The following is a 17,107-nucleotide window of genomic DNA, read 5'->3' as shown; positions in this document are numbered from 1 at the left end:
ATTGTTCGCATGTATGAAATACTTTCCGTTATAATGGAGGATAAAGTGAAGAAGTTGATTAAAAAGGAGATTATACATATGCATGAGCAAATTTTAGGAGCAATTAAAGAGTTTGATACAATTATTATTCATCGCCACGTGCGTCCGGATCCAGATGCGTTAGGTTCACAGGGTGGTCTTGGTACAATTCTACAAGAATCGTTTCCAGAGAAAAATATTTATACGGTTGGGTACAATGAGCCGTCACTAGCATACTTACGAGTAATGGATGATATTGAAGATAGTGTATACGAAAATGCGCTTGTTATTGTTTGTGATACTGCGAATCAAGAACGTGTTGACGATCAACGCTATACAAAAGGGAAGATGTTAATTAAAATTGATCATCATCCAAATGAAGATCCATATGGAGATATTACGTGGGTAGATACGACAGCGAGTTCTACAAGTGAAATGATTTATGAGTTTTATAACTATGGAAAAGATAAAGGATTAAAAATAAAAAAAGAAGCAGCCCGCCTTATTTTAGCAGGAATTGTTGGAGATACAGGTCGTTTCTTATTCCCGAATACGACAGCAAAAACACTTCGTTACGTAAGTGAGCTTGTTGACATGGGTGTGAAATTCACAGATTTATACAATGAGATGTATAAGACAAAAGAAAAAATTGCTCGTTTAAACGGTTATATTTTACAAAACTTTACGATGGTAGAAGAAGGAGCAGCTTACATTAAATTAACGAAAGAAGTATTAGAAGAGTTTGATGTACTTCCTTCTGAAGCATCTGGTGTTGTTGGAGCGCTTGGCAATATTGATGGATTAAAGGCGTGGGTTCTATTTTTAGAGGAAGACGACGTAATTCGTGTTCGTCTTCGTTCAAAAGGACCAGTTATAAACAAATTAGCAATGCAATATAACGGCGGGGGGCATCCGATGGCTTCTGGTGCGAAGGCATCTTCTTGGGAAGAAGCGGATCGTCTTTTTGCTGATTTACGTGAGATTTGTAAATAAGAGACTATATGTTAGAACGAAAAGAAGGAGCGGCGCTAAAGCCCTCCTTCTTTATTTTTCTTTCTCTATAGTAATGCTAATTTCAAGCACTGTATCAAAAGATATTGTATCGACTTTAAAACGGTATAGCCGATCGTAATGTTTGTACGTTTTATTTTCGATTACCTTTTTAAGTAGGTCTTTATTTTTTGCGATACTTTGAATGTTTTTCGTTAAAAGATGTTGGAGGTCATTATGGATAGATGTAGTCATATTTTCGAGTGTGAGATTGTCTAAATCGTATTTTTCTCGATTGATAAGTTTTATTTTAATCTCTTGAATGGTTAAGAGCCGTTTATTTTCAGTGTTCAATTTTTCTTGATCTTCGAGAAGGACGTGGAGCTTTGCTTCTTGTTTTTCTATAATTTCTCTTTGTTCTGCTATTTTACTAGCTTGTTCTTCTTGAAAAACACCGTATATGTACAAAAAAATAAACCAGCTCAACACGCCTCCAACAGCAGCCCCAGCTAATACTAAGTACCATCTTTTTGCTGTATTGGCACTTGGTACTCTCATACATGTTCCTGCGTTAGCCATTTAATAATAATGAGACCTGTTTGCATACCACCAGTTGCGAAAAAAATAAGGAGAATTTGCTTTACGATATCTTTCATATCTCCGCCAAAGAAACTTCTTTCAAAGCTATAAAAGGTATCGAATGTTCCGCCGATTGCTGCAACGAGTGCCCAAATTCTTAAATTTTGGGCGAATTGATTAATGTAAGTTAGAGCTGGTTTTCCGATAAGAAACGCACCAAATCCACCAATTAATGAACCGCCAAGTATAACCCCGAAGGCAATAAAATAACTAATAATAAGCAGAGAGAAAAAAGTATGTTCTCTTACATCCATCGTCATTCCCCTTTCTTCTTCATATATATGGACAAAGTATAAGAAGTATGTTTTGATTTCCGCTTTCCTCATCACCTATAATAAAAGTAGTCAAATAGGTAAAGAGAGGGTACAACAGTGAAGTTTGTGCATTTACAATGTCAAACCGTTTTTAGTTTATTAAAAAGTGCTTGTAAAATTGATGAGCTTGTAGTCAGGGCGAAAGAACTCGGTTTTTCATCGCTGGCTATTACGGATGAAAATGTTATGTATGGCGTTATTCCGTTTTATAAAGCATGTAAGAAACATGGTATACAGCCTGTTATTGGATTAACCGCTTCTATTTTTAGTGAAGAAGAAGAAAGGTCTTATCCGCTTGTATTACTTGCTGAGAATGAAATAGGCTACCAAAATTTATTAAAGATTTCTAGCAGTATTATGACAAAGTCCAAAGAAGGTATTCCTAAGAAGTGGCTTGCGCATTATGCGAAAGGATTAATTGCAATTTCACCAGGTAAAGATGGCGAAATTGAGCAATTATTACTAGAAGACAATGAGAGTCAGGCTGAAGAAGTAGCTCGCACGTATCAAAATATGTTTGGCCATTTTTATATGAGTTTGCAGCATCATGCGATTCAAGATGAGTTGCTTTTACAAGAGAAACTACCTGAATTTATTAGTAGGGTTAATATTCCAGTCGTTGCAACAAACGATGTGCGCTATATCAATCAAAGTGACGCGCTTGTTCACGAATGTTTACTATCTGTTGAAAGTGGAACGAAAATGACTGATCCAGATAGGCCGAGGCTGAAAACAGATCAGTATTATTTAAAGTCATCGGATGAAATGGAAGCACTATTTTCCCATGCGCCGGAAGCAATCCAAAATACAATAAAAATTGCAGAGCGTTGCCAAGTAGAAATACCGTTCCATGTAAATCAACTTCCGAAGTTTCCTGTTCCGTCTAATGAAACGAGTGATATATACTTGCGTCGTGTTTGTGAAGAAGGTTTGCGGAAACGATATGGTGAACCGAAAGAAGTGCATATAAAGCGTTTGGATCATGAATTAAATGTTATTTCTCGTATGGGATTTAGTGATTATTTCCTCATCGTATGGGATTTTATGAAGTATGCACATGAAAATCATATTCTAACAGGACCAGGTCGTGGATCGGCAGCTGGTTCACTCGTTTCATACGTATTAGAAATTACAGATATTGATCCAATTGAATACGATCTATTATTTGAAAGGTTTTTAAATCCTGAACGTGTGACGCTTCCCGATATTGATATTGATTTTCCAGACGTAAGACGTGATGAGATGATTCGCTATGTGAAAGATAAATACGGTCAGCTCCGTGTTGCGCAAATTGTAACTTTTGGTACGCTTGCAGCAAAAGCGGCAATTAGAGACATTGCCCGCGTAATGGGGCTTCCGCCGCGAGATATTGATATATTTTCAAAACTTATCCCATCAAAGCTTGGTATAACGTTAAAAGATGCATATGAAGAATCACAATCACTTCGTGAGTTTATACAAGGAAATCTTCTGCATGAGCGTGTATTTGAAATCGCAAAACGTGTAGAAGGTTTACCACGTCATACGTCTATTCATGCGGCTGGTGTTATTATGAGTCAAGAACCGCTAACAGGAAGTGTAGCAATTCAAGAAGGACATAACGATGTTTATGTTACGCAATATCCAGCCGATGCGCTAGAAGAACTTGGGTTGCTTAAGATGGACTTTTTAGGATTACGTAATTTAACGTTACTTGAAAATATTATAAAATTTATCGCGAACAAAACAGGGAAAGAAATCGATATAAGAAACTTACCTCTTCAAGATGAAAAGACGTTCCAATTATTAGGGAGAGGGGATACAACAGGTGTATTCCAGCTTGAGTCGGGTGGTATGCGAAATGTACTTCGCGGGTTAAAACCGAATGAGTTTGAAGATATCGTAGCTGTTAACTCGTTATACAGACCAGGACCGATGGAACAGATACCGACTTTTATTGAATCGAAACATGGAAAAAGAAAAATTGAATATTTACATCCGGATTTAAAGCCAATTTTAGAAAGAACATACGGCGTCATTGTATACCAAGAACAAATTATGCAAATTGCATCGAAGTTAGCTGGTTTTTCGCTCGGAGAAGCAGATTTACTGCGCCGTGCGGTGAGTAAAAAAAATCGTGATATTTTAGATCAGGAACGTAAGCATTTCGTCCAAGGATGTTTGCGAAATGGTTATGATGAGACATCCGCAGAGAAAATTTATGATTTAATTGTAAGATTTGCGAATTACGGTTTTAACCGAAGTCACGCTGTAGCTTACAGTATGATCGGATATCAGCTTGCCTATTTGAAAGCGAATTATACGCTGGAATTTATGACGGCACTATTATCAAGTGCAATTGGAAATGAAGATAAAATTGTACAGTATATACGAGAAACGAAGCGAAAAGGTTTTCATGTTTTGCCGCCGTCTCTTCAAAAAAGTGGTTACAACTTCCGAATAGAGGGGAATGCGATACGTTACAGTTTACTTTCGATCCGAAATATTGGAATGGCTACAGTGACGGCATTATTAGAAGAACGAGAGAAAAAAATGTTCGAAGATTTATTTGAATTTTGTCTTCGTATGCCGTCAAAGTTCGTAACGGAGCGTAATTTAGAAGCTTTCGTCTGGTCGGGATGTTTTGACGATTTTGGTGTTTCGAGAACGAATTTATGGAAAAGTATTAAAGGGGCGTTAGAGTACGCGAATCTCGCACGTGATTTAGGAGATGCTGTTCCAAAATCAAAATATGTACAAGGAGAAGAGTTATCTTTTATTGAACAACTAAATAAAGAGAAGGAAGCACTTGGCTTTTATTTATCAAGTTATCCGACAGCGCAATATGTGAAGTTAGCAAAAGAATTAGAAATTCCATCTCTCGCTCAGGCGATGCGACACAAGAAAAAAGTACAAAGAGCTATTGTGTATATAACAAGTGTGAGAGTGATTCGTACGAAAAAGTTTCAAAAGATGGCATTTATTACATTCTGTGATCAAAATGATGAAATGGAAGCGGTCCTCTTCCCGGAAACGTATATACATTTCTCGGATAAGTTGCAAGAAGGAGCAATTGTTTTAGTTGACGGTACGATTGAGCTAAGAAATCATAAGCTGCAATGGATTGTAAATGGACTATATCCGCTAGAGGAAATGGATGTTTATGAAGAAAAGAAAGACGCATCTGTTTACGTGAAATTGCCGTCTCAGTATGAGAAAAAGCTTTTAAATCAGGTTACGAAAATATTGTTCGACTATTCAGGTTTTGCGAAAGTACTAATTTATTATGAAAAGGAACATAAAATGGTACAATTATCTCGGAGTTTATCGATTCATCCAAGTGAAGAATGTTTAGGAGCACTTCGTGAAATTGTCGGGGAAGAAAATGTAGTTGTGAAAATATAATGGACAATTTCCCTACACTTCGATTATTATAGTAGTAGTGTTCGTGGTCAGACCACTTGGAGAAATTGATATCAGCAAGAATAATTTGAGGAGAGTGGATAGTTTGTCAACACTTCGTGAAGAAGCACTTCACATGCATAAAGTGCATCAAGGAAAATTAGAAACTGTATCAAAAGTAAAAGTAGAAAATGCAAAAGATTTAAGTCTTGCATATTCTCCAGGGGTTGCAGAACCTTGTAAAGAAATTTATGACGATAAAAGTAAGGTATATGAATATACGATGAAGGGAAATATGGTAGCAGTTGTGACAGATGGAACAGCTGTACTTGGTCTTGGTAACATTGGACCTGAAGCATCTCTTCCAGTAATGGAAGGTAAAGCTGTATTATTCAAGAGCTTTGCTGGTGTAGATGCATTCCCAATTGCCTTAAATACAAACGATGTAGATAAAATTGTTGAAACTGTAAAATTAATGGAGCCAACTTTTGGCGGCGTTAACTTAGAAGATATCGCAGCACCAAACTGCTTCATTATTGAAGAGCGTTTGAAAAAAGAAACAAATATTCCTATCTTCCATGATGATCAACACGGAACAGCTATTGTAACAGTAGCAGGTCTTGTAAATGCACTGAAATTAGTTGGAAAGAAAATGTCTGACATTAAAGTTGTCGCAAATGGCGCAGGTGCAGCAGGTATTGCAATTATTAAACTTTTATATCGCTATGGTGTACGCGACATTATTATGTGTGACCGTAAAGGCGCAATCTATGATGGTCGTCCTACAGGTATGAATCCGGTGAAGGATGAAGTTGCAAAATATACAAATAAGAATCGTATAGAAGGTTCTTTAGCTGATGTTGTACAAGGTGCGGACGTATTCATTGGTGTATCTGCAGAAGGTGCATTAACAGAAGAGATGGTTCGTACAATGAATGACGATGCGATTATTTTTGCAATGGCGAATCCAGTTCCAGAAATTATGCCAGAATTGGCAAAAGCAGCGGGCGCAGCTGTTGTTGGAACAGGTCGTTCTGACTTCCCGAACCAAGTAAATAATGTACTGGCGTTCCCTGGTATTTTCCGCGGTGCACTTGACGTACATGCGACACAAATTAACGAAGAAATGAAGATGGCAGCTGTACAGGCTATTGCTGAGCTTGTAGCAGAAGATGAGTTGAATGCAGACTATATCATTCCAGCACCATTTGACGCGCGTGTAGCGCCTCAAGTAGCGGCTTACGTTGCAAAAGCAGCAATGGAGACAGGAGTAGCTCGCCGTCAAGTAGATCCAAATGAGATCGCTGAAAAAACAAAACAATTAGCGCTGATTGGTAAAGAATAAGCGAGGAATTTCCATTGACATCATCAAATACAAAAGTATATCTCGAAATTGTAAAAAAAATCCGTTCCATTATGGAAGAGGATGGATTGGTAGCGGGGGATCGTTTGCCGTCTGAGCGCGAGTTAAGTTCACGCTTAAACGTAGGACGTTCCTCTGTAAGAGAAGCATTGCGTGCTTTAGAACTGGTAGGATTGATTGAAACGAGACGTGGTGAAGGGACGTTTATTCGAAACTTTTATGATAACGGTCTTGTACAATTAATTGCTCCGTTCTTACTGCAAGATGAGAAAACAATTCGTGATTTATTACAAACAAAACGATTGCTTGAGAAAGATATGATTCGAATTGTATGTAATTTACCGAAAGAAACGTTTTCTAAAGTACTAAGTAAATTACACCAAGTACTTGAAGAAAATGAAAGCTCAATCCCAACGCTTCATCAAACGTTCTTTAAAACACTTATTGAACAAGTCGATAATTATTTACTATATCGCATTTGGATGATCGTAAATGATTACGTAGCAACTCTTTCTTGTAAAGTTTCAAGAGATTCTATCGATATGTATAGAAAGCTTTATGCTACTTTGGAAGAAAAACAAGAAAATGATGCACTAAAAATTTACGATGAATTAGTAGAGAATATACAGTTTCACTCGTAATGTATAAAATTTGTCGAAATGACCATGACACGTTATGACAAACATTCTACCGCGTAGCGGTTAAAGTTAAACGTAAAGAGTGAGGTTATTAGACAGATTGAGAAGATAAGGCTAACATCAAACTTTGGTGTTAGCCCCATTTTCTTCTTACGCTAACCTTAGCTCTCAACGAAGGGGGTCAAATTGTGCTAAGAGATTTATTCGTGAAAAAGAAAAAGTACGCTGCAATACCTTCAGAACAAGTACGAAAAGATGTACCAGATGGCGTTATGACAAAATGTCCGGAATGTAAAAAAATCATGTATACGAAAGAACTTCTAAAAAATTTAAAAGTATGTGTGAATTGTGGATATCATCATCCTATGAATGCATGGGAACGTCTTGATAGTATATTGGACGAAGGGTCATTCCGTGAGTATGACAAAGAAATGGTTTCATTAAATCCACTCGAGTTTCCAGGTTATGAAGAGAAACTAGAGAGCGATCGTAAGAAGACTGAATTGAACGAAGCGGTTGTAACTGGTGAAGGAACAATTGATGACATGCTTGTTGTTGTTGCAGTAATGGATTCTCGTTTTCGAATGGGGAGCATGGGCTCTGTAGTAGGAGAAAAAATCGCCCGTGCGGTTGAAAAGGCGTACGACTTACAAGTTCCATTTATTATCTTTACTGCTTCGGGTGGTGCCCGTATGCAAGAAGGGATATTAAGTTTAATGCAAATGGCAAAAACAAGCGTAGCTTTGAAAAAGCATAGTAATGCAGGAGGGTTATTTATTTCTGTTATGACTCACCCAACGACGGGCGGGGTTTCAGCGAGTTTCGCTTCACTTGGTGATTATAATCTTGCAGAACCAGGTGCACTTATCGGATTTGCTGGTAGACGTGTAATTGAACAAACGGTGCGTGAGAAACTACCGGAAGATTTCCAAACGGCAGAATTCTTACTAGATCATGGTCAATTAGATGCGGTGGTGCATCGTGATGATATGAGAGAATCGCTTCGCAAGATTTTAGAAGTTCATCAAGGAGGGGAATTGGCTGTATGGCAGAGCTAGAATTTGAAAAACCAGTTGTTGAGCTAAGAAATAAGATTCGTGAACTGAAAGACTATACGAAAAACAGCCAGATGGACTTCAGTGAGGAGATTCGTATTTTGGAAGAAAAGCTAGAAAATTTAGAGGAAGATATATACGGCAATCTAAAAGTATGGGACCGTGTTCAAATTGCTCGTCATGCAGAACGACCGACAACGCTCGATTATATTGAGCACTTATTTACTGATTTTTTCGAATGTCATGGAGATCGTCTATTTGGCGATGATGCAGCGATTGTCGGCGGCATTGCGAAATATAAAGGGATGCCTGTAACTGTAATTGGACATCAGCGCGGAAAAGATACGAAAGAAAATATTCGCCGTAACTTTGGAATGCCTCATCCAGAAGGATATCGAAAAGCACTGCGTCTCATGAAACAAGCGGAAAAGTTTAATCGTCCTATTATTTGTTTCATCGATACGAAGGGAGCTTATCCTGGTAAAGCAGCTGAAGAACGTGGACAAAGTGAAGCTATTGCCCGCAACCTATTTGAGATGGCAGGTTTAACGGTACCAGTTATTTGTATCGTTATCGGTGAAGGCGGTAGTGGTGGTGCGCTAGGTCTTGGAGTAGGAGATTACATTCATATGCTAGAAAATTCCACTTATTCTGTTATTACACCAGAGGGTGCAGCGGCAATTCTTTGGAAAGATGCAGGAAAAGCAAAGGAAGCTGCAGAAGCAATGAAAATTACAGCAGCAGATTTGAAAGAATTAGGTGTAATTGATGAAATTATTCCAGAGGCAAAAGGTGGAGCTCACCGTAATCTTTTAAAACAGTCAGAAAATATAGACTTAATGATTAGAAAAACTTTTGAACAATTAAACGGAATTTCGAAAGATGAATTAATCGAAAAACGTTATGAAAAATATATGAAAATTGGGCAAGTTTCGTTTTCAAACGCTTCCATTGGGATAAAATAAGAAAAGCGTGCGTTCCTCTTCGCGAATGCACGTTTTTATTATGAAAAGACACATCTTCTCCATTGTGTTTTTATATTTTTTCGTGTTATTTTATTATAAGGCAAATAATCTTTATGAGGTGAGTACAAATGAAACGTATTGGTGTATTAACAAGTGGTGGAGATTCACCTGGTATGAATGCTGCCATTCGTGCAGTTGTTCGTAAAGCGATTTTCCATGATATTGAAGTATATGGTATTTACCATGGATACGCTGGATTAATTTCTGGTCACATTGAAAAATTAGAACTTGGTTCTGTTGGCGATATTATCCACCGCGGTGGTACGAAATTATATACAGCAAGATGTCCTGAGTTTAAAGACCCAGAAGTACGACTAAAAGGTATCGAGCAATTAAAGAAACATGGTATCGAAGGACTTGTTGTTATTGGTGGAGATGGTTCTTACCAAGGCGCTAAAAAATTAACTGAACAAGGATTCCCATGTGTTGGTGTACCAGGTACAATCGACAATGATATCCCTGGAACAGACTTCACAATTGGTTTCGATACAGCTTTAAACACTGTTATTGATGCAATTGATAAAATCCGTGACACAGCTACATCTCATGAACGTACATATGTTATCGAAGTAATGGGACGTCACGCTGGTGATATCGCATTATGGGCTGGTTTAGCTGATGGTGCAGAAACAATATTAATTCCAGAAGAAGAGTATGACATGGATGATGTTATCGCTCGTCTGAAGCGTGGTAGTGAACGTGGTAAAAAACACAGTATTATCGTTGTAGCTGAAGGTGTTGGAAGTGCAATTGACATCGGTAAGCACATTGAAGAAGCAACAAACTTTGATACTCGTGTAACTGTATTAGGTCACGTACAACGTGGCGGATCACCAAGTGCACAAGACCGTGTATTAGCAAGTCGTCTTGGCGCAAGAGCAGTTGAATTATTAATTGCTGGTAGAGGTGGACGTTGTGTAGGTATTCAAGATAACAAACTTGTTGATCATGATATTATCGAAGCGTTAGCTCAAAAGCATACAATCGATAAAGATATGTATCAATTATCTAAAGAATTATCCATCTAATCGGCGTAATGTCGGATATTTGGGAACGGTTTCATAATTTTCGGAGGTGCAATATGCGTAAAACTAAAATTGTATGTACAATAGGTCCTGCTAGTGAAAGTATTGAAAAATTAGAGCAATTAATTGAAGCAGGTATGAACGTTGCTCGTTTAAACTTCTCTCATGGTAGCCATGAAGAGCACGGAGCTCGTATTAAAAACATTCGTGAAGCTTCAAAGAAAACTGGTAAAACAGTTGGTATCTTACTTGATACAAAAGGTCCAGAAATCCGTACTCACGACTTCGTAGACGGACAAGCTGAGCTTGTAACAGGTGCAGAAGTAGTTCTTTCTACTGAGCAAGTATTAGGTACTGCAGAGAAGTTCTCTGTATCTTATGCTGGTCTTTATGACGATGTAGACCCAGGTTCTCGCATTCTAATCGATGACGGTCTTATCGAACTAGAAGTAATCGAAAAAGCTGATGGAAACATCCGTACAAAAGTTCTTAACAGCGGAACTGTAAAAAATAAAAAAGGTGTTAACGTACCAAACGTAAGCATTAAGCTTCCTGGTATCACTGAAAAAGACGTAAAAGATATCATCTTCGGTATCGAGCAAAAAGTTGATTTCATCGCAGCTTCATTCGTACGTAAAGCGTCTGACGTATTAGAAATCCGTGAATTATTAGAAGAGCATGGCGCTCAATACATCCAAATCGTACCGAAAATCGAAAACCAAGAAGGTATCGACAACATCGATTCAATCTTAGAAGTTTCTGACGGTTTAATGGTAGCTCGTGGTGATATGGGTGTAGAAATTCCACCAGAAGAAGTACCATTAGTACAAAAACGTCTAATCAAAAAATGTAACGTGTTAGGTAAACCAGTTATTACTGCGACACAAATGTTAGACTCTATGCAACGTAACCCACGTCCAACTCGTGCGGAAGCAAGTGACGTAGCTAACGCAATCTTCGATGGTACAGATGCAATCATGCTTTCAGGTGAAACAGCTGCTGGACAATACCCAGTAGAAGCAGTAACAATGATGGCTAACATTGCGGTACGTGTTGAAAAATCATTACAATATGAAGATATGTTCAAAAAACGTATTAAAGAGTTCACTCCAACAATTACAGATGCAATTAGCCAATCTGTTGCACATACAGCACTTGCTCTTGATGTAGCTGCAATCGTAGCTCCAACAGAAAGTGGATATACTGCGAAAATGATCTCTAAATACCGTCCAAAATCTCCAATCGTAGCTGTAACATCTGACGAGCAAGTAGGACGTCGTCTTGCACTTGTTTGGGGTGTACAAGCATTTATGGCTGAGAAGCGCGCAGCTTCAACTGACGAAATGTTAGATACAGCAATTCAAACAGGTATGGATGCGGGTCTAATCGGACTTGGAGATACTGTAGTGATTACTGCTGGTGTTCCAGTTGCTGAAACTGGTACAACAAACTTAATGAAAATCCACGTTGTTGGTGAAGAAATTGCTAAAGGACAAGGAATCGGTCGTAAAGCTGCAAAAGGTAAAGTAGTTGTAGCGAAAACAGCTGCTGAAGCTGTAGCGAACGTAAACGAAGGTGATATCCTTGTTACAACAAGCACTGATAAAGATATGATTCCTGCAATCGAAAAAGCTGCAGCTTTAGTTGTAGAAGAAGGTGGCTTAACAAGCCATGCAGCTGTTGTAGGTGTATCAATCGGTATTCCTGTTATCGTTGGTGTAAACGGCGTAACAGCAACTTTAAAAAATGGCCAAGAAGTAACAGTTGATGCAGCACGCGGAATTGTTTATAATGGACATGCGGAAGTGCTATAAGTAATACGGAGAGAAGGATCGGAGTCCTTCTCTTTTTTTTACACAAAAACGAGATAGAATTAGCTTAAAGCGCCTAGAATTGCTTTTAAAAGCTGTTTGTTATGGGTTTTAATATGAAAGGGTATCTATATTTCATATGATGTATATAGGCATTGTGAGGGCGTTAAAAGTGAGATGTGAGAGAGGTGTAGAACTATGAAGTGGTTACTATTCTTGTTTATTTTAATACCGGCGATTGAGATTACGGTCTTAATTGGATCAAGTCATGTAATAGGTTTATGGTCTACGTTCGCTATGATTGTATTTACAGGTGTTGTAGGTGTGTATTTGGCGAAAAGACAAGGGTTTAAAGTGCTTGGAGAGATTCAATCTAAGTTGAATAGAGGGGAAATGCCAGGTGAGGCGGTACTAGATGGTATTTTTGTATTTGTAGGAGGTATTCTCTTAGTGCTTCCTGGGTATGTGACAGATATGCTAGGGTTTATCTGCGTGATCCCTATTACGAGAGCTTTATTGAAGCCGCTTGTTATGAAGTGGATGGAATGGAAATTTAGAAAGAATTCTACTATTATTATTCAGAAATAGCACTTAGATTGTAGAAATCTAAGTGCTATTTTTTTGTCTTGTAAAAGTAGAGAACTTGCTGATTGAAGCTTTGTTTTACCGCGCTATTTGTGGGGTGGAATTTCTATCTCAAAGCTGGGCTGCTCGTAAGTGTCTGATGTGGGGCGAATGATGAGTGGGGATGAACAAAACGTTCGCTTATTATATTTGCTATATAATTTTCGTTTGAACTCTTGTGTGTACTTCGATTAAACTTGTGATTTTTTAGTGCTATTAATTTAGATGAATAAGATGGAGGGAAACACTGCTAAATTAAAGTTTTGTTTTCTTATATAGAGGAACGATTGGTGTAAAAAATTCATATAAAAAGGCGGAGATTGTTAGTTGAAGTCTTATTTTATGCTATTTTGTATATTTATTCATTTACATAAAAAGTAATAAATGTAAATGATAATTATAAAATAAATAGAATAAATATGTAAAAACACCACGGAATATGCGTTTTTCATGCAAAAAAACAAGAGAATTATCTTTTTTGAGTGCAATTCTCTTGTTTTATGTAATAAGTATGAAAAATAAGTACAAGGAATAATCAGTGGGAATTTCCCACTGATTACATGTAAGTTTTTTGTTGTGTATGAATTAGAAACTATTATTTTGAAGGTGAACCTTTAATATATTTCCACAAGTCATGGAAGACATTAGCTTTGTGTAATGTATTAAGTAGTACTAAGGTGACTGGGCCGATGATTAATCCTAAAAAGCCAAAAAGTTTAAAGCCGACAAATAGAGCGACGAGTGTTGCTAATGGATCGAGACCGATGTTAGATGAAAGTACTTTCGGCTCCATAATTTGTCTTTGGACAATCACGACAATGTATAAAATGAGAAGACCAATGGCGAATGCGGTATCGCCAGTGAAAAATACGTATATAACCCATGGAACAAAGACTGCGCCTGTTCCTAAATATGGTAGTAAATCTACAACCCCTGTAATAATCGCGATAGTAATGGCGTATGGTACGCGTAATATTAAAAGCCCGATTAGTACAATGACAGTTGTCATAGATACGAGTGTAAGTTGTGCTTTCACAAAACCAAACAAAGCTTTTCTTAAGTCGACAAAAATAGTTTTTCCATAGCCATGTACACGATTCGGTAGCAATTTTCTTGCTTTCTGAGCAAGACGGTGCCAATCGTAACTAATGAAGAAAGTGGCTAATAAAATGAATACAAGGACAGTTAAAGTTGTTGGCAGTGCACTAATGAAATTCGTTAACCCGCTTATAATGGCGGTTAAAAGTTCTTTCATTTGTGTTGTCGCTTCTGTTCCTAAGTTTTGAATGTTTTGTGTAATTGTATAGCGCTGTGGTTCTCCAAGATGATTAAATTTAGAGATTAAATCATCGTAGAGAGGCATAATATGATTAAGTGCAAATTGCTGAGCGAATGTAACGATATCTGGAAACTTTACTGTAACAAGTTGTAGTAAGTATGTTGTGGCAGATATTGCTTCAGTCACAAGATATGTAACAAGTCCAACGATAGCTCCAAATACGAGAATTAAGCTAACGAGTACTGCTAGTGCGCGAGGAAATTGTAGTTTTTGATTAAGGAAATTGACGACAGGATTAATCAAATAAGCAAATGCAAAAGCGATAATAAAAGGATAGATAAGCCCTGACATGTATAGTAATACATAGAACCCAGCTACCGTTGCTACAATGACAAATATGAGTCGCAATATCATATATAGTAAGTTTCGGTTCAAAGATGTATACCTCCCATTCCAATTTGGATTATCCTAATTCGTTCAACTTATAACGAGTGTGCCCCACTGATTAAAGTTTCACTTTATGTTATAGTGGAATGATGGATTTTTCCTGCTTTTTCAGTATGTGAGTGACTGTGAAAGCTTGGTGTTGATGCTTCTACTATATGGTAAAAACTTCATTTTCTCTTCTTTTTATTTTACCTGTTTCTAATTAGAAAAGAAAGAAGAGACGTCTGTTTTTTAAAATGTATACACGCTTAAATTTTTATGGTGAAAGTCTCAATTTATCATTTTAAAATACATAAAAAATGAAGTGATTCATGTTGAATAGGCATCGATATATCATGTATAACGATAGGTTTAAAGGTATTTTTGTTTGGAAATGAGTTCATTATTTTCAGAAAGGAAGTGCAAACATGATTAGTCAGTCAACGTTATTTTTATTCATACTACTTATTATAGGACTTATTGCGAAAAACCAATCGCTTACTGTGGCTATTGGTGTGTTATTTTTATTGAAGTTTACGTTTTTAGGAGATAAGGTCTTTCCTTATTTACAAACGAAAGGAATTAACCTAGGTGTAACGGTCATTACAATAGCGGTGCTCGTACCGATTGCGACGGGGGAAATAGGTTTTAAACAACTTGGAGAAGCGGCAAAATCTTATTATGCGTGGATTGCTTTAGCTTCAGGTGTAGCGGTCGCTTTGTTAGCGAAAGGCGGCGTACAATTGTTGACAACGGATCCCCACATTACAACTGCGCTTGTTTTTGGGACAATTATAGCGGTTGCGCTATTTAATGGGGTTGCTGTTGGTCCGTTAATTGGGGCTGGAATTGCCTATGCGGTTATGAGTATTATACAAATGTTTAAATAAGGAATTTTATAGTAATATAAAATTTTTGAATTCTTTCTGTTCACAAAAGTCAGATAATTGTTTATAATAGGATTAGAAACTTTGAAAAGTTACATAACAGCAGAGACTTTACACCAGATAAAATAAAAACAACATAAAACAATTTTATAATGATATTGTTTTATGTTGTTTTTATCATAAAACTCTTCGGAATTAATTTTCCTCACTAACTTGTTGTTTTGAGCGTGAGGATTCGGGGAGACATTCACGCTCATGCTTTCCATGTAAACAATGGACAATAAGAGGGGAACATCGCAACAAATTTGCATGATCGTGCATTTTGCTTGCCTAAAGAGTGAACGGGCGTTCATAATTCAAAAGGGGAGCAAATAGATATAAGGAGCAAGGTTGGGAGAATTTTCAGGAAAAGGAGAGAATGTCATGACTGTTATTCGAGGTTTAGAAGGGGTAGTAGCAACAACATCATCTGTGAGCTCTATTATTGATGATACATTAACTTATGTTGGGTATAATATTGATGATTTAGCTGAGAATGCTACGTTTGAAGAAGTAGTGTACTTATTATGGCACCGCAAGCTTCCTAATGAAAAAGAACTAGCAGAATTTAATGAAATTGTATCAGAATACTATAAAGTTCCAGGTGAGATTTTAACATATTTGAAACAAGTAGATTTAAAAATTGCACATCCGATGTCTGTTTTACGAACTGCAATTTCCATGCTATCATTATACGATGAGAGCGCTGAAATTATGGACGAAAAGTCCAATTATTTGAAAGCGGTTAAATTACAGGCGCAAGTAGGAACTTTAGTTGCTGCTTACGCGAGAATCCGTAAAGGTTTAGATATTGTTGAGCCAAGAAAGGATTTATCATTAGCTGCAAACTTCTTGTACATGTTAAATGATCGCGAGCCAAATGAAGTTGAAATTGAAGCTTTTGATAAGGCGCTTGTACTTCATGCAGATCATGAGTTAAACGCTTCTACATTTACTGCACGTGTTTGCGTAGCTACACTTTCAGATGTATATTCTGGTATTACAGCAGCAATCGGTGCATTAAAAGGTCCTCTTCACGGTGGGGCAAATGAAAATGTAATGAAGATGTTAACTGAGATTGGTGAAGAAGAAAATGTAGAGTCATATATTCATAATGCTCTTCAAAATAAAGTGAAAATCATGGGCTTTGGCCACCGTGTGTATGAGCAGGGTGATCCACGTGCAAAACACTTACGTGAAATGTCTAAGAGATTATGCGTGCTTTTAGGAGAAGAGAAATGGTATAATATGTCTATCAAAATTGAAGACATTGTAACAAAAGAAAAAGGTCTTCCACCAAATGTTGATTTCTATTCAGCTTCTGTATACCATTGTTTAGGAATTGACCATGACTTATTTACACCTATTTTTGCAATTAGCCGTATGTCAGGCTGGTTAGCTCATATTCTAGAACAATATGAAAACAACCGTTTAATTCGTCCGCGTGCTGATTATAATGGACCAACGCATCAAGTGTATGTTCCAATTGCACAACGATAAGCGAATAACACTATTTTGATAGTGAAAATACGCTTTCAAAAGTCTGATTTTTTCGGAAAGATGTAATGATTAGAATATTTTAATTTGACTAAC

At 37.2% G+C, this 17,107-nt stretch carries 14 protein-coding genes; 11 read left to right on the top strand and 3 right to left on the bottom strand.

Features of this window, described 5'->3' with window-relative positions:
- Nucleotides 1–78 precede the first annotated feature (78 nt).
- Nucleotides 79–1,011 carry a DHH family phosphoesterase gene (locus ACTFP3_RS16435; RefSeq protein WP_440010839.1) on the top strand — a complete coding sequence of 311 codons (933 nt, stop codon included), beginning with the start codon at nucleotides 79–81 and terminating at the stop codon, nucleotides 1,009–1,011.
- 51 nt (nucleotides 1,012–1,062) lie between these two features.
- Here the strand turns inward: ACTFP3_RS16435 and ytrI are convergent, their stop codons facing one another.
- Both ytrI and ACTFP3_RS16425 read right to left on the bottom strand, forming a co-directional pair.
- The gene (gene ytrI / locus ACTFP3_RS16430; protein WP_001265736.1) at nucleotides 1,063–1,566 is read right to left on the bottom strand and encodes a sporulation membrane protein YtrI; all 504 of its coding nucleotides are present in this window, start codon (nucleotides 1,564–1,566) and stop codon (nucleotides 1,063–1,065) included.
- A complete protein-coding gene (locus ACTFP3_RS16425; protein ID WP_002005839.1) occupies nucleotides 1,563–1,976 on the bottom strand; it encodes a YtrH family sporulation protein in 414 nt (137 codons plus the stop codon). Before ACTFP3_RS16425 ends, ytrI begins: the two co-directional genes overlap by 4 nt.
- Before the next feature lie 42 nt (nucleotides 1,977–2,018).
- Here ACTFP3_RS16425 and dnaE point away from each other — a divergent pair, with 42 nt between their 5' ends.
- The 8 genes from dnaE (at nucleotide 2,019) to ACTFP3_RS16385 (ending at nucleotide 12,847) form a co-directional block, all read left to right on the top strand.
- Complete coding sequence (gene dnaE / locus ACTFP3_RS16420) at nucleotides 2,019–5,345, top strand: DNA polymerase III subunit alpha (RefSeq protein WP_326036133.1); 3,327 nt, start codon at nucleotides 2,019–2,021, stop codon at nucleotides 5,343–5,345.
- Between the two features lie 133 nt (nucleotides 5,346–5,478).
- Nucleotides 5,479–6,687: an NAD(P)-dependent malic enzyme gene (locus ACTFP3_RS16415; protein WP_161508111.1), complete on the top strand. Its 1,209-nt coding sequence runs from the start codon at nucleotides 5,479–5,481 to the stop codon at nucleotides 6,685–6,687.
- 14 nt (nucleotides 6,688–6,701) lie between these two features.
- A complete protein-coding gene (locus ACTFP3_RS16410) occupies nucleotides 6,702–7,346 on the top strand; it encodes a GntR family transcriptional regulator (protein ID WP_326036132.1) in 645 nt (214 codons plus the stop codon).
- Nucleotides 7,347–7,531: 185 nt separating this feature from the next.
- Nucleotides 7,532–8,401 (top strand): acetyl-CoA carboxylase, carboxyltransferase subunit beta, encoded by an 870-nt coding sequence (accD, locus tag ACTFP3_RS16405; RefSeq protein WP_000942855.1) that lies wholly within the window; start codon nucleotides 7,532–7,534, stop codon nucleotides 8,399–8,401.
- On the top strand, nucleotides 8,389–9,363 hold the full coding sequence (accA, locus tag ACTFP3_RS16400) for an acetyl-CoA carboxylase carboxyl transferase subunit alpha (RefSeq protein ID WP_000818801.1): 975 nt from the start codon (nucleotides 8,389–8,391) through the stop codon (nucleotides 9,361–9,363). Before accD ends, accA begins: the two co-directional genes overlap by 13 nt.
- Before the next feature lie 128 nt (nucleotides 9,364–9,491).
- On the top strand, nucleotides 9,492–10,451 hold the full coding sequence (gene pfkA, locus ACTFP3_RS16395; RefSeq protein WP_000821158.1) for a 6-phosphofructokinase: 960 nt from the start codon (nucleotides 9,492–9,494) through the stop codon (nucleotides 10,449–10,451).
- A gap of 53 nt (nucleotides 10,452–10,504) precedes the next feature.
- Nucleotides 10,505–12,262, top strand: a complete 1,758-nt coding sequence (gene pyk / locus ACTFP3_RS16390; protein WP_113304713.1) for a pyruvate kinase — start codon at nucleotides 10,505–10,507, stop codon at nucleotides 12,260–12,262.
- A gap of 195 nt (nucleotides 12,263–12,457) precedes the next feature.
- Nucleotides 12,458–12,847, top strand: a complete 390-nt coding sequence (locus ACTFP3_RS16385) for an FxsA family protein (protein WP_000871628.1) — start codon at nucleotides 12,458–12,460, stop codon at nucleotides 12,845–12,847.
- Between the two features lie 631 nt (nucleotides 12,848–13,478).
- Here the strand turns inward: ACTFP3_RS16385 and ytvI are convergent.
- On the bottom strand, nucleotides 13,479–14,597 hold the full coding sequence (ytvI, locus tag ACTFP3_RS16380) for a sporulation integral membrane protein YtvI (protein ID WP_001081388.1): 1,119 nt from the start codon (nucleotides 14,595–14,597) through the stop codon (nucleotides 13,479–13,481).
- 419 nt (nucleotides 14,598–15,016) lie between these two features.
- Between ytvI and ACTFP3_RS16375 the strand changes: the two genes are divergently transcribed.
- Together ACTFP3_RS16375 and citZ are read left to right on the top strand one after the other, a co-directional pair.
- Complete coding sequence (locus ACTFP3_RS16375; RefSeq protein ID WP_000625507.1) at nucleotides 15,017–15,478, top strand: DUF441 domain-containing protein; 462 nt, start codon at nucleotides 15,017–15,019, stop codon at nucleotides 15,476–15,478.
- A gap of 387 nt (nucleotides 15,479–15,865) precedes the next feature.
- The gene (gene citZ, locus ACTFP3_RS16370) at nucleotides 15,866–17,014 is read left to right on the top strand and encodes a citrate synthase (protein WP_000503652.1); all 1,149 of its coding nucleotides are present in this window, start codon (nucleotides 15,866–15,868) and stop codon (nucleotides 17,012–17,014) included.
- Nucleotides 17,015–17,107 lie beyond the last annotated feature (93 nt).

Origin of the sequence: Bacillus cereus group sp. MYBK5-2, from assembly GCF_051915685.1 — a bacterium.
GTDB lineage: Bacteria > Bacillota > Bacilli > Bacillales > Bacillaceae_G > Bacillus_A > Bacillus_A cereus.
The sequence above is the reverse complement of the archived record's forward strand: the minus strand, read 5'-3'. Positions and strand labels throughout refer to the sequence as shown.

Excerpts from the sequence above, each read along its gene's own strand:
- ACTFP3_RS16435 (WP_440010839.1), top strand. The coding sequence starts at position 79 with ATGCATGAGCAAATTTTAGGAGCAATTAAAGAGTTTGATACAATTATT.
- ytrI (WP_001265736.1), bottom strand. The coding sequence starts at position 1,566 with ATGAGAGTACCAAGTGCCAATACAGCAAAAAGATGGTACTTAGTATTA.
- ACTFP3_RS16415 (WP_161508111.1), top strand. The coding sequence starts at position 5,479 with ATGCATAAAGTGCATCAAGGAAAATTAGAAACTGTATCAAAAGTAAAA.
- accA (WP_000818801.1), top strand. The coding sequence starts at position 8,389 with ATGGCAGAGCTAGAATTTGAAAAACCAGTTGTTGAGCTAAGAAATAAG.
- pfkA (WP_000821158.1), top strand. The coding sequence starts at position 9,492 with ATGAAACGTATTGGTGTATTAACAAGTGGTGGAGATTCACCTGGTATG.
- pyk (WP_113304713.1), top strand. The coding sequence starts at position 10,505 with ATGCGTAAAACTAAAATTGTATGTACAATAGGTCCTGCTAGTGAAAGT.
- ACTFP3_RS16385 (WP_000871628.1), top strand. The coding sequence starts at position 12,458 with ATGAAGTGGTTACTATTCTTGTTTATTTTAATACCGGCGATTGAGATT.
- ACTFP3_RS16375 (WP_000625507.1), top strand. The coding sequence starts at position 15,017 with ATGATTAGTCAGTCAACGTTATTTTTATTCATACTACTTATTATAGGA.